Source organism: Micromonospora violae (assembly GCF_004217135.1).
Classification (GTDB): Bacteria; Actinomycetota; Actinomycetes; order Mycobacteriales; family Micromonosporaceae; genus Micromonospora; species Micromonospora violae.
On sequence record NZ_SHKK01000001.1, the window covers coordinates 3,102,374 to 3,118,884 of the forward strand.

Consider the following 16,511-nt stretch of genomic DNA (forward strand, 5'->3'; position numbering starts at 1 on the left):
GGATCGGCGGCCACGCCGTGACGCCCGGTCCGGCCTACCGGGGTACGGCGCGAAACCACGCCTCCCGGTCGCCCGGGTCGGGTCCGCGCCGGGGCAACGTCGGCGGGTCCTCGCCGCTCACCGGCGCGTGGTGGTCGAAGCTGGTGGTCAGGACGGCCTCGCCACCGGTGAGGTCGGGAAGGGCGGCGACGACCTGCGGCACCCGCGCGGACGGCAGCGTGCCGCTCACCTCGAGGTACCCGCCGGCGACGGCGGTGGCGTCGACGACCGCGCCGAGCCGCCCCAGCGCCGCCATCACCGTCTCCACCGCGTACGAGGGGAGGTTCACGTCGAACCGCTCGATCGGTTGGCACACCCGAGTGCCGGCCCGGCACAGGGCCGCGGCGACCACGACCGGGGCGAGGTTGCGGAAGTCCGCAGCTACCGTCGAGATGGACTTGTCGAACTTCTGGTGCGGCCTGCTCTGTCGCGGCCAGTACCGGGAGGCGGTCATGGTGACCGTGCAGTCGGTGACCGGCCACCCGTACCGGCCCTGCCGCAGCGCCGCCCGTACCCCCTCCTCCGTGGCGGCGACGAAGGCCGGTGGGAGCCGACCGGGCTCGACGCCGGGGCGGAACTCGACGCCGTGCCCGACCGGGGCGGCATCGATGCGCAGTCCCAGCCCGGCGAGGTAGGGGTTGCCGCGCTCGCGCACCCGCTCCTCGGCGGTTCCGGACCCGGCCACCCGTTCGATGCAGGCCGTCAGCGTGCCGGAGAACCGCACCCGCACGCCGTACCGGTCCTCCATGAGCGCGGCCAGCACCTCCTTCTGCACCTCGCCGTGCAGGCGGACCACCGCCTCAGCCTGCTGCTCGTCGAGGCGCAGATCCACCAACGGGTCCTCGTCGGCCAACTCGGCCAGACCAGCGAACATCGCCAGACGCTGCGTCGGGTCCACCGGCTCGACGACCGCCTGCCTGGTCGGCGGCGGGAACCGGTAGACGTCCCGCCGCGGCGGGTCCCCGACGTGCTCGCCGATCCGGGCCGACAGGCCGCGCACCGCGGCGATCTGCCCGGCGGACACCGACGGACGCACCTGGGCGCCCGCGGGCTCGACGACGGCGATCTGGGTCACCGTCTGAGGGTGGGCGTCGGCGAGGCGCACCCGGTCCCGCACGCTCAGCCGCCCGGACCACAACCGCAGCCAGGCTCGCCGGCCCTGCCCGTCCCGATCAACGGCGAAGACCGTCCCCGAGAGGGCGCCCTCCCGCTGCGGGGAATGCGGCAGCAGGTCGGCGAGCAGGTCGCACAGCTGCCGCACCCCGGCACCGGTGATCGCCGAGCCGCACACGAGCGGGCTGAGTCGGGCGTGGCGTACCGCGTTGCGGAGCGCCCGCCGGGCGTCGCGGGCGCGGACCGGCTCGTCCGCCAGCCACCGCGTCGCCACCGCGTCGTCGACCTCCGCCACCGCCTGCACCACCGATTCGGCGTCGAGGCCCACCGCGCGCACCCGGGCGTCGCGCGTACCCTGGCCGACGACCGTGGTGAGCACGACCGGACGGACCCCGAGCCGGTGGCCCACCTGGGCCACCACCCGGTCGACGTCGGCACCGCGGCGGTCCACCTTGTTGAGAAAGAACACCGTCGGTACGCCGATGCGGCGCAGCGCCCGCCAGATCGCCACGGTCTGCGGCTGCACGCCCTCCACGCTCGACACCACGAGCACGGCGGCATCCAGCACGGCCAGCGACCGCTCGACCTCCGCGATGAAATCGGGGTGGCCGGGGGTGTCCAGCAGGTTGACGGTCAGATCACCGATCGCGATCGACGTGACGGCCGCCCGGATGGTGATGCCGCGCCGACGCTCCAACTCCATCGAATCGGTCCGCGTCGTGCCGGCGTCGACGCTGCCCAACCGGGACACGGCACCAGCCTCGTAGAGGAGGCGTTCGGTCAGGCTGGTCTTTCCGGCATCAACATGGGCGACGATTCCGAGGTTCACCAATGCCACAGCAGAACTCCACGATAGGACGGTCAAGGGTCCGAAGCGTGGAAGCTGCTCGCATTGTCGCTCCTCGTCGTGGTCGCGGCGCCGACGCCGATGACGGACGTGCGGCGGTGAGCCGTCGCCAGGTTCGCACACCCGCCACGACCGCCACCACCGAATTCGGTGTGCCGGGCAGTCAGCGTTCCGATGCCGCCGACCGGAGCCCGGCGCGACGACGCCGGAGAGCGGTCTCGAGCAAGGCCGGGGGCCGGTATTCCTGGTCGAGCGCGGTGACATCGGTGCCCGGCGCGACGATCTCGTCGATCCGGTCGAGGAGGTCGTCGGACAGTTCGACGTGGGCCCCGGCCAGAAGGTCGTCGAGGTGTTCCATGGTGCGCGGGCCGAGGAGCGCGGCGCTGACGCCCGGGTGGGCGGTGGTGAAGGCCATGGCCAGGTGGGTCATGGGCAGGCCGGCCTCCTTCGCGAGCGGGACGAGCTGTTCGACGACGTCGATGCGGCGCTCGTCGGACAGGTGACGGGAGAACTGGACGCGCTTGAGGTCGTTGTCACCGCCCTTGCGCACCCGGCCGGTCAGCAGGCCCTGGCCGAACGGGCCCCACACCATGACCCCCATCCCGTACTCCTGCGCGAGCGGCAGGACCTCCCGCTCGATGCCGCGGTTCAGGATCGAGTACGGCGGCTGCTCGGTGCGCAACCGCTGCAGCCCGGCGCGTTCGGCTACCCACTGGGCCTGGACGATCATCGAGGCGGGTGTGGTCGACGAGCCGATGGCGCGCACCTTGCCGGCCCTGACGAGGTCGGTCAGGACGGACAGGGTCTCCTCCAGGTCGGTGTCCGGGTCGGGCCGTTGGAGCTGGTAGACGTCGATGTGGTCGGTGCCGAGCCGGCGCAGGGAGTTCTCGACGGCGGTGGTGATCCAGCGGCGGGAGGCGCCCTTCTGGTTGGGGCCCTCGCCCATGGGCAGGCCGACCTTGGTGGCCAGGACCACCTCGTCGCGGCGGCCCTTCAGGGCTTTTCCGACGATGTCCTCCGAGTCGGCGTAGCGGTCGGCGGTGTCGATGAGGTTGATCCCGGCGTCGATCGCCTTGTGAATGATCCGGACCGACTCGCCCGGGTCGTTGCCCATCTGGCTGGCGAACATCAGCGTGCCGAGGCCGTAGGGGCTGACCTTGATCCCGGTCCGCCCGAGGTTGCGGTACTTCATGAACGTGCTCCTTCGGCGCTGAGCGGCGGGTGGGCCCCCGCCGGCCACCGGCCCTCGGCCGGTACACCCACCGTTCACGGCTGCGCGGGCATGGACCAGTACCCGCCGCAGCCGGTGGACCCGCAGTACCAGGATCGGACGCGGCCGATCGGCGATACTCGGGAGATGACCGGAGCCACGGGTCTCGGTAGGGCTCTGCACGTCTGGCGGGATCGCACCAAACCGGCCGAGGTCGGCCTGCCGGACGGCGGAGGCCGGCGCGCACCCGGCCTGCGGCGTGAGGAACTCGCGCTGCTCGCCGGCTTGTCCGTCGACTACATCGTGCGGCTCGAACAGGGCAGGTCGACGAATCCGTCCCCGCAGGTCCTGTCCGCGTTGGCTCGGGCGTTGCGGCTGGCAACGGCGGAGCGTGAGCACCTTTTCGTGCTCGCCGGTCAGGCGGTGCCGAGCGCCGGGCAGGTTTCCGATCATGTGCCGGCAGGCGTCCAGCGCCTGCTCGATCGACTGACCAGCACACCGCTGAGTGTGTACGACGCCACCTGGAACCTCATCACGTGGAACCCGTTGTGGGCGGCACTGTTCGGTGACCCGCCACCGTCACGCGGCTTCGGCAGGAATGCGGTGTGGTGGTCCTTCGTCGCACCGCCCGCCGGATACCCTCAGGCGGTGAGCCGGGACACGGGTCACCGCGCGGCCTTCGTGTCCGACCTGCGAGCGGCGTCAGCCCGCTATCCGAAAGACGCTGGGCTGACCGCACTGGTCGATGAACTCCGTACCCGCAGCGCTGACTTCGCGGCCCTGTGGGATTCCGGCGTGGTGGGTGTGCACGAGTCCCTGACGAAAACGGTCCGGCACGCGAGCGTCGGTGAGCTCACCCTCGACTGCGACATCCTCGCCGCGCTCGGCACCGACCTGCGGATCCTGGCCTTCAGCGCGGCGGAGGGCAGCGAAACCGCCGAGCGGCTGCGGCTGCTGGACGTCATCGGCGTCCAGGCGCTGACGGGCGCCGGAACGGACAGGTGACGTCCGCGTCAACACCGACGTCAACCGCACCGACCGGAAGACCGACACGGCGTCACTCAGTCACTCTCGTCGACGAACTTGTAGTAGCTCATCCGGAAGCGCTGCAGCAGAGCCCGCATGAAGTCCGGGCCGGCCTCCGGCGACACGCGCTCCGCGCCGGCCGGAACGCCGTTGTCGTAAAATTTCTGCGCCAGGGCACCCCATTTCGGATCGAAGATGTCCAGCGACACCGGCTGGCCCGGTTGCCAACGGAACTCGGCCACCCGATTGTTGGTGTGCCGGGCGAAGCTGTACAGCGCCACCCGGGTCGGTGCCTGCTCGGTCATGCCTGCCTCCCTTGTCGTACCACGGCGTCCTCGGTCGTCGCGGGCTAACGGAACGCCCGCCACGCCTCGCCGGTGATCATGCCGCGACTGCGGACCTCGTTGAAGCGGTCCATGGCGCCCGCCACCGCCTGGTCGCTCAGCCCGGTGGCGCGCAGCCGGTCGGCCAGCACGGCCGGGTCGGTCGCCTGGATCCGGGCCATCGTCTCCGGGCTGAGCTGCTGGTTCGTCAGCTGCTGGACGAATTCCGAGCGCAGCGGTTCGGCGTTCGACTCGGGGAAAGAATAGCCGTGGTCGATGGCGACCAGACGACCGTCGGGGGCGGTCAGATAGTTACCCTCGTGCCGGTCGGTGTTGCCGCTGATGTAGTCGAGCACCGCCATCTGCTCTTGTTCGGAGACGGTGTAGTCGGTGATGGGAAGGTCCGGTTCAGCGTTGTCCACGAACTCCTGCATCGAGCCGGGCCCGTGCGGGCCGTCCCAGGCGGCGGTCGTGGGCACCAGGTCGAAGCCGAGCTCCTCGTTGAGTCGGGAGGCGGCGACCTCCCGGGCGGCGAGTTCGTTCTCGGGGATCGAAGAGCGCACCTGGACGAACTCGTTCTCCGGCACGTTGGGCTTGTACACGCCGTGCGTGCCGTCGGTGAACGTGACGTCGTAGGCGTCGTTGACGTGCCTACCGGGGTCGAGCTCGACCATGCTCTGCACCTCCCTGCCGAGCAGTCGCAGCTCGGCCTCGCTGGCATGATCGGGCACGCCCGGCTCGGTGTTGGAACCGCCCCCCGGCGCGTCGGAGCCGTCGGGCTCGGCCGGCTCGTCGGCGTGGTGCGCGGGGCCGGTGTCGGGGCTCGGATCCCCCGACGGTCCGCCGTGCGCGGGGCCGCCGGCCGGCACGCCCGGCCCACCCGGCCCACCCGGCTCGCCTGGCCAACCTGGCCCGCCGGGCCCACCCGGCCCGGTGCGCGCCGGTGGCGGCCAGCCGCCACCGGCGGGATCGGGATAACCGCCCGGGCGCGGGGTCGGCGTGGACGGGTCGGGGGTGTCGGCTCCGCCAGGGGTACGCCGCAGGCCGTGCAGCGCCGACCGCAGGGTGTCGAGCAGTTCGCCGAGCTTGGACAGGATGGGTCGCAGCCGCTCGATGCTGCGGGCCAGGGCGAGGAGCAGCTCGCCGATCCTCGTGGCCCACTTGGCGACCAGTGCGGAGACCTGTGTGGCCACCCACGGAGTGGCCAGGCCCAGGGTGAGGCCGGCTTCGGCGAGCCACTCCCAGAGCCGCACGGCGAGGATCGAGACGAAGTCAGCGATCAGGTCCCGCACCAGTTCCCGGACCAGGGCGACCAGCAGGCCCGCGCCCTCGACGACGGTGCCGATGAGGTCGGCGGAGTCCGCCATGCCGGTGAGGTGGCGCAAGTGCTGCTCGCTGTAGCGGCGGTACGCCTCGGACGCGGGACCGGTCCAGGTGGCGAGCTCGGTGCGTACCGCCTCGGACAGGGCGGTGGCCTGAGCGGCGACGTGCCGGGAGACGTTGTGCCAGGTCTGCGCGTACGCGGTGATCTGGTCCGGGTCGCCGGCGAGCCAGTCCAGCGCGTCGGAGAGGGGTTTGACGTGCTCGATGAGCCAGGCGACCCCCCAGGAGACGATCGACCCGATCGGGTCGACGCAGGTCACCAGAACCTCCATCGACGTGCCGACGCCGCCGATGGTCAGGTCGATCCACGACCCGTTCACGATGCCGTTGCGCAGATCGACGATGCTCTCGACGATGCCGATGCCGCTGTACCCGGTGGTGGTGTCCTGTCGGGCCGCGATCAGCGGGTTCGCCGCGTCGGTGCTCACGCGTGCAGCCGATGGAAGGACGCGGACACCTTCGCCTCGGTCCGGTGGTAGGAATCCACCGTGTCCTCGAGCGCTCGGGCGGCGCTGAGCAGCGCCTCCTGCGCGGCGGCCAGCGCCTGCACCGCCGGCTCCTGCAGGAAGTCCAGCAGGAACGGGATCGCCCGGCAGACGGGCAACTGCCCGTACGCGTCGGCCCCCACCTGGACGTGGGCCGCCGCGTCGTGGGCGGTGCCGACTTCGGCGGCGATCCGGCCCACCGAGCGGGCGTGCCCGGTCAACGCCGTCGCGGTGACCTCGAAGCCGCGTGCCTCAGCGCCCACGGCCGCCCCAGCCGGCGTACCCGGGGTCGTCATCCTCGGGCACCTCAGGGAAGCGCGTCGCGTAGCTGCCGACGACGGCTCGGGCGGTCTCGGAGTCGGCGCCGACGGTCTCCGCTGCGGCCTCCGCCACCTGCGCGGCGAGCCGGCCCTGCGCCTGTCGCATCACCGCCAGCACGGTGGCGGCGATCTCGCCCGCCCGCCAGTGCAGCACCCGGTCGTCGAGCACCAGATCGGTCATGGCACCGGTCGAGGCGACGGTCACCCGCACCGCGCCCTGCGCGCCGTCGGCGGTCGCCGACATCGACGCCACCCGCTCCGACAGTGCCTGCGTCCTGGCGGCATGCTCGGAGATGCCCGCCGCCCAGGACGCCACGAACTGCTCGGTGGACGCACCGAATTCACCCAACGGAAACTCTGCCACCAGACCTCCCCCGTGTGATGGCCGCCGACCGCCGCCAGCGAATGTCGCAGGCGGTCGACGGAGCTACCGTACGTCATCGCCGTCCGACGATCGGCCCTGTGTCGTCGGTCAGACACGTCGCGGCGGTGCTTCGCGGCGGCATCCCCGACCCCGCTGGCCCGCCACCAGGTCAACCGATGGCGATGCTGTCCACATCCGGGGCCGGGTCGCCCTCCTGATAGAACGTCAGCTCCGCCGGGCCGGCCGGCAGGTAGGTGGAGAACGAGAAGGTCGCCGGGGTCTCCCAATCGCCGCCGCCGTTGACCCAGCAGACCATCGGGGCGGCGTTGTTCACGCTGATCAACAGGGACCGGCGGCCGTCGCTTTCGTACGTGACGGTGACCGTGCGCAGCCCGGCGACCGGCATCGTCGCGCGTACGACCAACTGGTTGGGTCCGCCGATGTAGCGGACCCGGGCCCCTGCGTCGCACTGCCCGCACGCGACCACCTGGGCACCGCCCCGCAGGGTCGTTGCGGGGATCCTCGGCCTGGATGACGATCGGGGTGAACGGCTGGGGCTGGGCCGGGTGGGTGGAGGTCGACTGAGCAGGGGCCACCACCGCACTGGCGGTGACCGTCGGACGGATCGTGGGCGAGGGGGTGCCGCTCAGCGACGGCGTTGGGGTTGGCGTCGGTGTGGCGCTCGTGCCGGGCGTGGACGAGGCGGAGGACCGCGTGTCGGACGGCACTCCGCCGGGACTCATCATGGCCTCAACCGGCTGATCGACGCCGGACCACGCCGGCGCCCCCTTCGGGTTCCACGGCACGACGGCTCGCGGGCCGACGCCGATGAGCAGCACCAGGGCCGCGCCGAGCAGGCAGGCCAGCAGCAGCCACCGCTCACGCCGTCCCAGCCGGTTCCGCGCCCGTCGGAAGCCACGGTAGCGATCAGGCTCGTGATCGTCCGCGTCGCCCGGGAACGCGTCGGCCGAGAACGGCCTCCTGGGCGGAGGCGGGCCGTTGCCGGACGAGTGTCCCGATCTTCGCCTGGAGCCCGCCCCACCTGTCCTGCGCCAACAGTTCGGTGCCGAGGCGGGCGTCGATCGCAGTCATCGCTGCGGCCGCCTCGTCGAGCGGTCCGGCCGGAACCGGCTTTCCGGTCACGACGGCGGACTGCGCGTCCACCAACGCCACGGTGACCTGGTTGAGAGCTTGCAGATACTCGACGCCGTGCCGTTCGCCCCGGACCAGCACCAGGTCCTCGTCAACGGTCGACCTGGCCTGCAGGAGCAGGACCGCGATCGGCGCCAGCAGCAGGACGGCGAAGAACGGGGGGAGGCTTCTGCTGAACGCCGCCACCCACCGTCGGCGTGGTCGGGAAGCCCGTGTTGTTGTCAATTGCTTATGGGTCGACACTGCGGTTCGATTGTCTCCGGTTCAAGCGGCAATTCGGGTAGCCGATGGTGGGTTTGGGTAAAGGCACGACACCCCGGACTGCACGACGCGCACGTCCTCGCTCCAGTTCAAAAGAAGCCGACCCGTTCCCTGCGCGGGCTGGTCCGTGCCCTCGCCCCGCCGCGGCACCTCGATGCATCGTTGCCCCCGACCGGAGGTGGCGGTGGTGCCGGTGTCGCCGCCACCGGCCGGGTGTCCGGCCGCGGCAGCGCCGCAACCATGGCCGCAGACGTCCCCGACGAGTCACGAGCCATTGATGCTCTTGACACACTCCGAACAGTGACGTTAACATCACCGCAACATTGTTAGCGCTAACAGCCGCTCGATCGCTGACCCCCACTGGACGAACCGGGCCGGGGCACGCGCGCCTTGGATGCTCAACCGGTCGAGGACAAGCTTTCCTCCTTCGTGGCAACCCCGGATGGACGCCTCACACTCAGCAATCAACCTCGCCGGGCCGGTTGCCCCGGAAATCGCACGTTTCCGCCCTTTGTTAGCGCTAACGCTACCCAGACGGAAGGTAGGACCTGATGGTCGTCGAGAGGACCGCCGGCAAACGACGTCGAGGTATAGCGAGTGTTGGCCTTGCGCTCTTGGTAGGAGTGGCAGTGGGCCAACTGACACCGATCGTGGCGGCCTCGGCAGAGAAGGCCCCGCCCCCGCCGCCCCCGGCAGCGCCGGGCGTCGGGCCGCAAACCCCCGCCGCCAAGGTGCCGCTGGCCGGTGTCGACATGACGCAGACCTATGTGAACCCGATCAACCTGCCCGGGATGGCTGTGCGCAACATCGTCGGGACGATGCCGCCGACGGACGCGAACGTCGCCAACACCTCGCAGATCCCGGCCAGCTTGAACCTGGAGACGTGGACGGCAACGTCCGGGCGGACACTCGCGGGCCGATCCACCGTCGGTTTCACCAGGATCTCGGAGAACTCCGCCCGGACCGGGGCGGACTGGTCCGCGCTGAACGTCGACGGGACCATCTATCTCTACGCATCAGGCGCGATGCAGAACGCACCGAACAACAACCGCACCGTCTGGTCGACCACCGACTACCTGACCTGGACGCCGCATGAGATGAACCTGGGCCTGGTCGCACCGACGGTCGTGCAGATCGGCGACACGTTCTACATGGCCGGCAACAACACGCCGGTCTATCAATCGGACTCGCCCACCGGGCCGTGGACCAGCATGGGGAGTTTCCTGCGCCCGACCGGCCAGACCCTGAGCGTCGGCGACGTGCAGTTCTTCCTGGACACCGACGGTCGGCTGTACCTGACGTACAACATCGGCTCACCGATCATGGGCGCCGAACTCGACCCGAACAATCCTCGGCAGCTCATCAGCGACCCGGTCGTGCTCTGGACCTTCGACCCGCGCCAGGAGTGGCAGCACATCGGCGACAACAAGGCGACCTACACGCATGGATACGTGGAGGGTTCGCAACTGTTCAAGGTGAAGGACACGTACTACCTCTCGGTCGCGTCCGGTGGCACGGAGTTCACCACGTACGCGACCGGCGTGATGACGTCGGATAAACCGCTCTCCGGCTTCAAGGTCACCCAGCAGAACCCCATCGGCTACGGCAACAACCACCCGAGCGCGGTCTATCCGAACGCCGGGCACGGCAGTTTCGTCCTCGACAGGTCCGGCAACCTGGTGTTCTTCTACACCTACGTCATCGCGTACGAGGAGTTCTTCGAGCGGCGACTGGGCATGGACATCTGCAGCGTGGTCCCCGCCGGCCCGAAGAAGGGGGCCATCGACTGCGAGTTGTCCAACACGCCACAACTGGCCCCGGGTCAGAAGATCTCAGGCCGGGACGACGTCGGGCTCTACAACGTGGCCACCAACAGCCAGGCCTACTGGACGAGCAGCTACGCCCCCGGGCGCAACCCGTACTACGGCGGGGACCGATCCCTGTCCACCTGGTGGGAGCCGGCTGACAGCGACACCGCGCCCACGTACATCAGGGGCTTCGGGACCGTCTTCCACATCTCCGCCGCGCAGATCCAGTGGAAGGAACTCGGGCGCACGTTCACCAGGGACAACGCGGTGCGGTACACGCTGGAGTACAAGGACATCCCCACCAACACGTGGCGGCCCCTGGTCGACAGGAGCACGAACACCACCGCGTACACGGCCGACTACGTCACCTTCGACCGGGTGCTGACGAACGCCGTGCGGCTGAAGGTCCTGGGTACGACCGAGAACGTCAAGGTCGGCGTCCACGAGCTCAACGTGTTCGGGGAGAACTACAACCTGGCCGTCGAGAAGGGCATGCTCACTCGGTAGTGCCGCTTGCGGGGCCGTAGCGTCAAGAGCGGGCGAGATCACCGGATCTCGCCCGCTCTCTCCTGCGATCAAACGCCTATCGTCGCTTGCGCACCGTCAACGTCTGGTAGTTGGCGGCGTGGGGCCGGTAGGTCGGGTTGCCGGAGTAGGCGACGTGGACCCGGTAGTTCCCGGGTTGCAGGTCGGCGGTCGGCAGGTCGACGACGGCCTTACCGTCGGCCAGTGCCACGACCTGCACGGCACCGCCGAAGGTGACGGTGACCTCGCCGGTCGGGGTTGCCGCGTCGTGCTTGTGCCCACCAGCCGGCCGCACCGTCACGTTCAGTCGGAAGGTGTCCCCCTGGACCACCGACGCCGGCGCGGCCTTGGCGTGCACCTTGACGGCTGCCGAGCCGGAGGGCACCTCGAACGACGCCGTACCGTCCGACGCCTTCAGGTAGTCGAACCCGAGGTACTCGGCCTTCACCGTCCGGGTGCCCGCCGGCAGACCCGCCGGCAGCGTGACCGTGGCCGCGCCGTCGCTCAGGTGGGCGAGCGTCGACCACGAGCCGACGCTGAAGCGCACCTGGCCGCCGGTCTCGAACCCGTCGGCCGCCGTGACCGTGGCGGTGGCCGTGGTCGTCCGGGCCCCGCCCGCGTACGGCTTGACAGCCACCTCGGTGGTGGTCGTGACGTCGCTGTTCGGGATCCCGCGGATGTCGTTCCACTCCCGGACGGTCAGCGGGATCACCGTGCCGTGGCGTGGACGGACCACACCCGCGTTGGTCATCGTGATCGCCTTGGCGTTCCAGGTCGGCGCCTCGATGTTCTCGTGGCACGCGGCCTGGTATCCCCCACCGTTGGTGTACCGGTCGCCCCAGAGATAGAACTGGCCGGGGCAGGAGGTGTCACCGGGGTTGGCCTTGAAGATGACCGGACCCTCGTACCCCTGGTTGGCGACCCACGTCGTACGCCCCAGAGCCGGCGCGACCAACGTCCAGTTGTCGATGTTGCTGTCCAGGAAGTCGGTGTGCTTCTCCGAGAAGATGTCCGAGCCCTGGTTGCCGGCCTCGTTCTTGGTCACGCGGTAGTAGTGGTCACCGACCCGGATCGCGGTCGTGTCGATCCGTGACAGTGGGGCCGGGTTCTGCCAGACCTGGGGAGCGGAGAACGTCTGGAAGTCGCGCGTTGTGGCGTACCACATCTGCGCGTTGCCCTGACCGGTGCGGTTCACCGGGTCGTTCCACAGCGACTGCGCCCAGAACACGACGTAGGCGCCGATCTCCTCGACCCACAGCGACTCGGGCGCGAAGGCGTTGCCCGCGTTGTCGGGCGCGACCTTGACGTGCCGCTGAGGGGTCCAGTGCACCAGGTCGTGCGACTCGAACACCTCGATGTACTGGGTGTCGTTGATGGCGTAGCCGCCCTGGTCGTACCAGTTCAGGTCGGTGGCGATCATGTAGAAGGTGTCGCCGTCGGGTGAACGGACGATGTGCGGGTCCCGGAGCCCCTGGTCGCCCAGCTGGGAGATGAGCGACGGCCGGCCTCCGGTCAGGCCGGTCCAGTCCAGAGCGGTGTTTCCGTTGGACGTGGCGAACATGATCTGCTCGCCGTCGGCGATTCCCTCGCCCTTGAAGTAGCCCATGAAGTACCGCTCGTACTCCTCGGAACGAGGCAGGGCGGTGACGGTCACCGGAAACGACTTCGTCTGCGAGGCGGATCCCTTGGTGATGGTCGCCGTCAGGGTGGCGGCGACATCCGCATGGCCGAAGCCCGGGCGGGTCACCTCACCCGTCGGGGTGACGAGGTCGGTGGTCGACCGCCAGGTGATCGTGGATCCGAACTCGCCGCGGGCCGGGAGGCTGAGGTTTCCGCGTACGTCGTCGGTGGCGTGCAGGATCAGGTCGAAGCTGTCCCGGTCGACGGCCTGGGCGTCGTCGAACTCGGCCTTCACCACGACGGGGATCTCCCGGGTGGTGACCTCCTGGGCGCCCTTGCGCACGGTCGCCGTGAGCGTGGCGGTCGCGTCTGGCTGCCCCTGCGCCGGTCGGGTGATCCTGCCGGTCACCGCAACCTTGCGTGCGCTGGGGAGGGCAGGCGGGGTGTAGACCTCGACGACCGAAGGGTCCGAACTCGTCCATGTGATGGCCGAGCCCGCCACGGAGCCCACCTTGGGCAGGGTGATGTCGCGGACGACCGCACTGGTCAGGCCGAGGTCGATGGCGGCGGCGTCGGCACGAACGCCATCGGCGACGGTCCGCTGTGCCAGGGCGAGGGTCTCGTCGAGGCTCACCGCCCGGTCGTAGACCCGGAAGTCCCGGATCGTGCCGCGGAACGAGTAGTGGCCCGACGTCTGCGAGCGGCCGAGGAAGTTGCAGTTGGTCCCCGCCGCGTTCACCGACGGCGGTGTGGTCAGGTTCGCCGACGTCGCGTGCAGCACGCCGTCGAGGTAGAGCTGACCGGTCCAGCTCGTCCCGTTCGCGTTCAACGACTGGGTGTAGGTGACGTGCGTCCACGCCCCCTCGGTCATCCGCACCCGGTTCTGTTGCAGGTTCACGGAGCCCACCGCGACCCGGAACCGTTGGGTGTTCGACGCGAAGATGGAGCCCTGAGCGCCGCTGTCGACGTCGCACGAGCCGGACTTGCGACCGAAGCCCCACATCTGGTGCTCGCCGACGTTCGCCGGGTCGACCCACACGTCGTAGTCGACAGTGAGGTTGGACATGCCGGCGGTGATGTCGTCCGGCAGTCTCACGTACGCGCCGTCGAGGGCACCCTCGTAGGAGTCGGGATTGAACCTGACCCCCTCGCCGGTCAAGGTCGCCTTTGCGGGATTCACGAGCGTGGCGTTCGCCGCCGCGCCCGCGCTACCCGAGTTGACCAGTGTCGTTCCGCTGGTCTCGTCGAGGGCGAAGTGGTGCACCAGACCCTCGGTGAGCTGCTCATCGGCAGCGTACGAGGGTGTCGCGGCGAAGGAGGCCGAGAGAAGCGCACCCAGTGCCACAACCGCGACACCTCTGCCCTTCCGACTCAGCCTGGGACGGGACCTTCGCTGTCGCAGTCTCAATTGATCCTCCTCGACCGGTGGTGGAACTCCTTCTGAAGTGGACGGTGCTTGTTAACGCTAACTACGGCGTGCAGCAAGGTCAACGCAGTGCGTTGCTGCACGCGAACTTGGAAAAGCTGGTCACCCGAGGCGGGTGTGCTCGCACAACAGCGCGGACTGGCGGACACCCTGCCGACGTCGGCCATCAGGGCAACTGCGGCGTCGTCGCGAGAGAGCATCCTTGGTGGTACGCCGAGAGCACGCGTTCGCCGGGGCCGAAGTCGGGTATCCGGCAGCTCGGGGCCACCACCAGTGACACCACGTCACAGGCGGTCGTGACATGGCGCCACTGACGGGTCGGCGGCGCCCGCGCTGTCATGGGTACATGTCCATCACACCTGTCATCGAAGTCGACCGGCTGAACCTCCCCTACGGCGACTGGCAACCCCGCCGATGTCCACCGCGCACCGTCGGACGAGCGCTGCGCCGTTCGTGAATCCCCCGCTGTCGAATGCTGCGGCGCCGCGCCTGACCCCGCTCCGGGGGCAGGATGTCCGCTGATAGGCGACGCGTCACTGTGTGCCCGCCAGTGAAGCGCTTCGCGCGAACATGTGTCGGTTCTGAATTCAGCAACAGGAGTGAAGAGTGGGAAGCGAGCAGCAAAAGCGCCCGATCGGGGCCGTCCGGGAGGGTGCCAGGTTTGGCGGGCCCCGACGGTTTGCGAGGTCTCTGCGCCCCAGGGTCCCCCTGTTCCCGCTGACGGCTGTCGCGTTCGTGCTCGCGTGGCTCAACCGGAGTCCGTGGTGGGGTTGGGTACTTGTCGTGGGGCTGCTCGTGGCGCTCGGTGCGACCGTGCGCTCGTGGGCCCGAGGACACGCGCTGCTCCGGATAGGTGCGTGGCTGCTCGCCGGGTCGCTCGTTCTCGCGGCGGCGGTGGTCGCCTATCCACCGCCGCAGACCCGCATGGCGGGCGGCGAGGACCGCTCGCCGTCCGGCCCGGTGCAGACGCAGCAGGGCCCGATCACCGGCGTCTACAACGACGAGCGCACAGTCGAGGTCTTCGCGGGCATCCCGTACGCGCAGGCTCCGGTGGGGGATCTGCGTTGGCGTGCGCCTGAGCCGCTGAAGCCGCGCGAGGGCGTGTTCACCGCAGACCGGTTCTCCGCCGTTCCGGTTCAGGGCACCTCCACGTTCTCCACGCGGGCGCTCTCGCAGATCGTGCAGGTGCCTCTGGAAGGCACGCTCCTCAATCCGTATCCCGTGAGCGAGGACAGTCTCTCCCTCAACATCTGGCGGAGCACGACACCCGCCTCGGACGGCCTTCCCGTGCTCGTCTACATCCCGGGCGGCGGCTTCGCGACCGGCTCCGGCGCCCTCCCCCTCTACGATGGCGAGGCGCTCGCCTCCCGGGGCCAGGTGATCACCGTCACCATCAACTACCGGCTCGGGGTGCTCGGCTTCCTCTCCCATCCCGAACTGTCCGCCGAGGCCGCGTACGACGCGTCGGGCAACTACGGGATCCTCGACCAGATCGCCGCCCTGGCGTGGGTGCGCGACAACATCGCGGCATTCGGCGGCGACCCCGACCAGGTCACGATCGCGGGCGAATCCGCCGGGGGCGAGAGCGTCTGCATCCTCGGTGCGACACCGCTCGCCGAAGACCTCGTGGACGGCATCATCGCCGGCAGCGGAGCGTGCATGGGCACCACGGGGAACACTGAGCGCGGTGACCAGACTGACACGCGCGAGGCGGCAGAGGATGCCGGTCGCCGCCTGAGCGAGCGACTGGGAGGGGCGACCATCGAGGAGATGCGCGACATGCCCGTCGAGCGCGTCGTGGACGCGGCGGGCGCGCTCGATGCGCACTGGCAGCCCTCGGTCGACGGCCACGTGCTCGAACGATCGCCGGCGGAGACCTACGCGTCCGGGCAGCAACTGGACGTGCCGACCCTGGTGGGCAGCAACGCGGACGAGGCCTCGCTCGCGCTGGCCAGCCCACCGGACACGGACGTCGACGAGTACCGGTCGTCCGCACGCGAGACATACGGTGCGGATGCGGACCGGTTCCTCGATCTGTATCCAGGGGAGACAACGGAACAGGTTCTCGAGTCGCTCCTGCGAGCCGAGACCGACAGGATCATGACCCGAGCGGTGCGGCGCTGGGCTCAGTTGCAGACGCAGACGGGTGAGTCGGACGCCTACCTCTACTTCTTCGCACACATCCCTCCCGAGAAGGGGCTGGAGAAGTACGGCGCCTACCACGGCGCCGAGGTCGCGTACGCGTACGACAACCTCGGCGCCGACAGCGCCGCCGACTACACGGAGGCCGACTACCGGCTCCGTGACCAGATGAGCGCGTACTGGGTCAACTTCGTCCGCACCGGCGACCCCAACGCACCGGGCCTGCCGGCCTGGCCGACGGTCGAGCAAGCGCCCGACCAGGTCATGGAGTTCGCTGGCGGCAGCGGGATGGCACCCCGCCCACGCCCCGACGCCGTCGACTTCTGGATGGACTACGCCGGGCCGATCCCCTAGACATCTCGTTAGCCCCAAGGTCGACGTCCTGCCCAAAGGACCACACCTGGTCAAACACGAAATCTAGGCGGTCCCGTCTGTAACGGGCTCGTTCGGGTATGCGCGGCTGGCCA

12 protein-coding genes are annotated in these 16,511 nt (G+C 69.8%); 3 read left to right on the plus strand and 9 right to left on the minus strand.

Going from position 1 to position 16,511, the window contains the following annotated elements:
- Positions 1–34: 34 nt before the first annotated feature.
- Both EV382_RS13760 and EV382_RS13765 read right to left on the minus strand, forming a co-directional pair.
- The gene (locus EV382_RS13760) at positions 35–1,990 is read right to left on the minus strand and encodes an elongation factor G (protein WP_130402063.1); all 1,956 of its coding nucleotides are present in this window, start codon (positions 1,988–1,990) and stop codon (positions 35–37) included.
- A 172-nt stretch (positions 1,991–2,162) separates the two neighbouring features.
- Positions 2,163–3,191 (minus strand): aldo/keto reductase, encoded by a 1,029-nt coding sequence (locus EV382_RS13765; protein ID WP_130402065.1) that lies wholly within the window; start codon positions 3,189–3,191, stop codon positions 2,163–2,165.
- Between the two features lie 165 nt (positions 3,192–3,356).
- On the opposite strand from EV382_RS13765, the gene EV382_RS13770 reads away from it, so the two are divergent.
- The gene (locus EV382_RS13770) at positions 3,357–4,214 is read left to right on the plus strand and encodes a helix-turn-helix domain-containing protein (protein ID WP_130402067.1); all 858 of its coding nucleotides are present in this window, start codon (positions 3,357–3,359) and stop codon (positions 4,212–4,214) included.
- 56 nt (positions 4,215–4,270) lie between these two features.
- Here EV382_RS13770 and EV382_RS13775 read toward each other — a convergent pair whose 3' ends face one another.
- From EV382_RS13775 to EV382_RS13800, 6 genes are all read right to left on the minus strand, one after another.
- Positions 4,271–4,540 (minus strand): hypothetical protein, encoded by a 270-nt coding sequence (locus tag EV382_RS13775; RefSeq protein ID WP_130402069.1) that lies wholly within the window; start codon positions 4,538–4,540, stop codon positions 4,271–4,273.
- 44 nt (positions 4,541–4,584) lie between these two features.
- Entirely contained in the window at positions 4,585–6,369 is a 1,785-nt protein-coding gene (locus tag EV382_RS13780) for a WXG100-like domain-containing protein (RefSeq protein ID WP_130402071.1), read from the minus strand.
- Positions 6,366–6,689, minus strand: a complete 324-nt coding sequence (locus tag EV382_RS13785) for a hypothetical protein (protein ID WP_165435784.1) — start codon at positions 6,687–6,689, stop codon at positions 6,366–6,368. Before EV382_RS13785 ends, EV382_RS13780 begins: the two co-directional genes overlap by 4 nt.
- Positions 6,679–7,110, minus strand: coding sequence for a YbaB/EbfC family nucleoid-associated protein (locus EV382_RS13790; RefSeq protein WP_130402075.1), 432 nt, complete (start codon positions 7,108–7,110; stop codon positions 6,679–6,681). The genes EV382_RS13785 and EV382_RS13790 overlap by 11 nt, the downstream gene beginning before the upstream one ends.
- A 169-nt stretch (positions 7,111–7,279) precedes the next feature.
- Complete coding sequence (locus tag EV382_RS13795) at positions 7,280–7,597, minus strand: carbohydrate-binding protein (RefSeq protein WP_130402077.1); 318 nt, start codon at positions 7,595–7,597, stop codon at positions 7,280–7,282.
- A 440-nt stretch (positions 7,598–8,037) separates the two neighbouring features.
- On the minus strand, positions 8,038–8,448 hold the full coding sequence (locus EV382_RS13800) for a hypothetical protein (RefSeq protein WP_130402079.1): 411 nt from the start codon (positions 8,446–8,448) through the stop codon (positions 8,038–8,040).
- A gap of 704 nt (positions 8,449–9,152) precedes the next feature.
- Between EV382_RS13800 and EV382_RS13805 the strand changes: the two genes are divergently transcribed.
- Complete coding sequence (locus EV382_RS13805) at positions 9,153–10,838, plus strand: family 43 glycosylhydrolase (protein WP_165435785.1); 1,686 nt, start codon at positions 9,153–9,155, stop codon at positions 10,836–10,838.
- Between the two features lie 76 nt (positions 10,839–10,914).
- Here the strand turns inward: EV382_RS13805 and EV382_RS13810 are convergent, their stop codons facing one another.
- Positions 10,915–13,821 (minus strand): immunoglobulin-like domain-containing protein, encoded by a 2,907-nt coding sequence (locus EV382_RS13810; protein ID WP_130402083.1) that lies wholly within the window; start codon positions 13,819–13,821, stop codon positions 10,915–10,917.
- 876 nt (positions 13,822–14,697) lie between these two features.
- Between EV382_RS13810 and EV382_RS13815 the strand changes: the two genes are divergently transcribed.
- A complete protein-coding gene (locus tag EV382_RS13815; RefSeq protein WP_208758406.1) occupies positions 14,698–16,398 on the plus strand; it encodes a carboxylesterase/lipase family protein in 1,701 nt (566 codons plus the stop codon).
- The last annotated feature ends 113 nt before the right edge of the window (positions 16,399–16,511 follow it).

What these genes read in the sequence shown, in the direction of transcription:
- EV382_RS13765 (WP_130402065.1), bottom strand. Translation starts at nt 3,191, where the DNA reads ATGAAGTACCGCAACCTCGGGCGGACCGGGATCAAGGTCAGCCCCTAC.
- EV382_RS13770 (WP_130402067.1), top strand. Translation starts at nt 3,357, where the DNA reads ATGACCGGAGCCACGGGTCTCGGTAGGGCTCTGCACGTCTGGCGGGAT.
- EV382_RS13775 (WP_130402069.1), bottom strand. Translation starts at nt 4,540, where the DNA reads ATGACCGAGCAGGCACCGACCCGGGTGGCGCTGTACAGCTTCGCCCGG.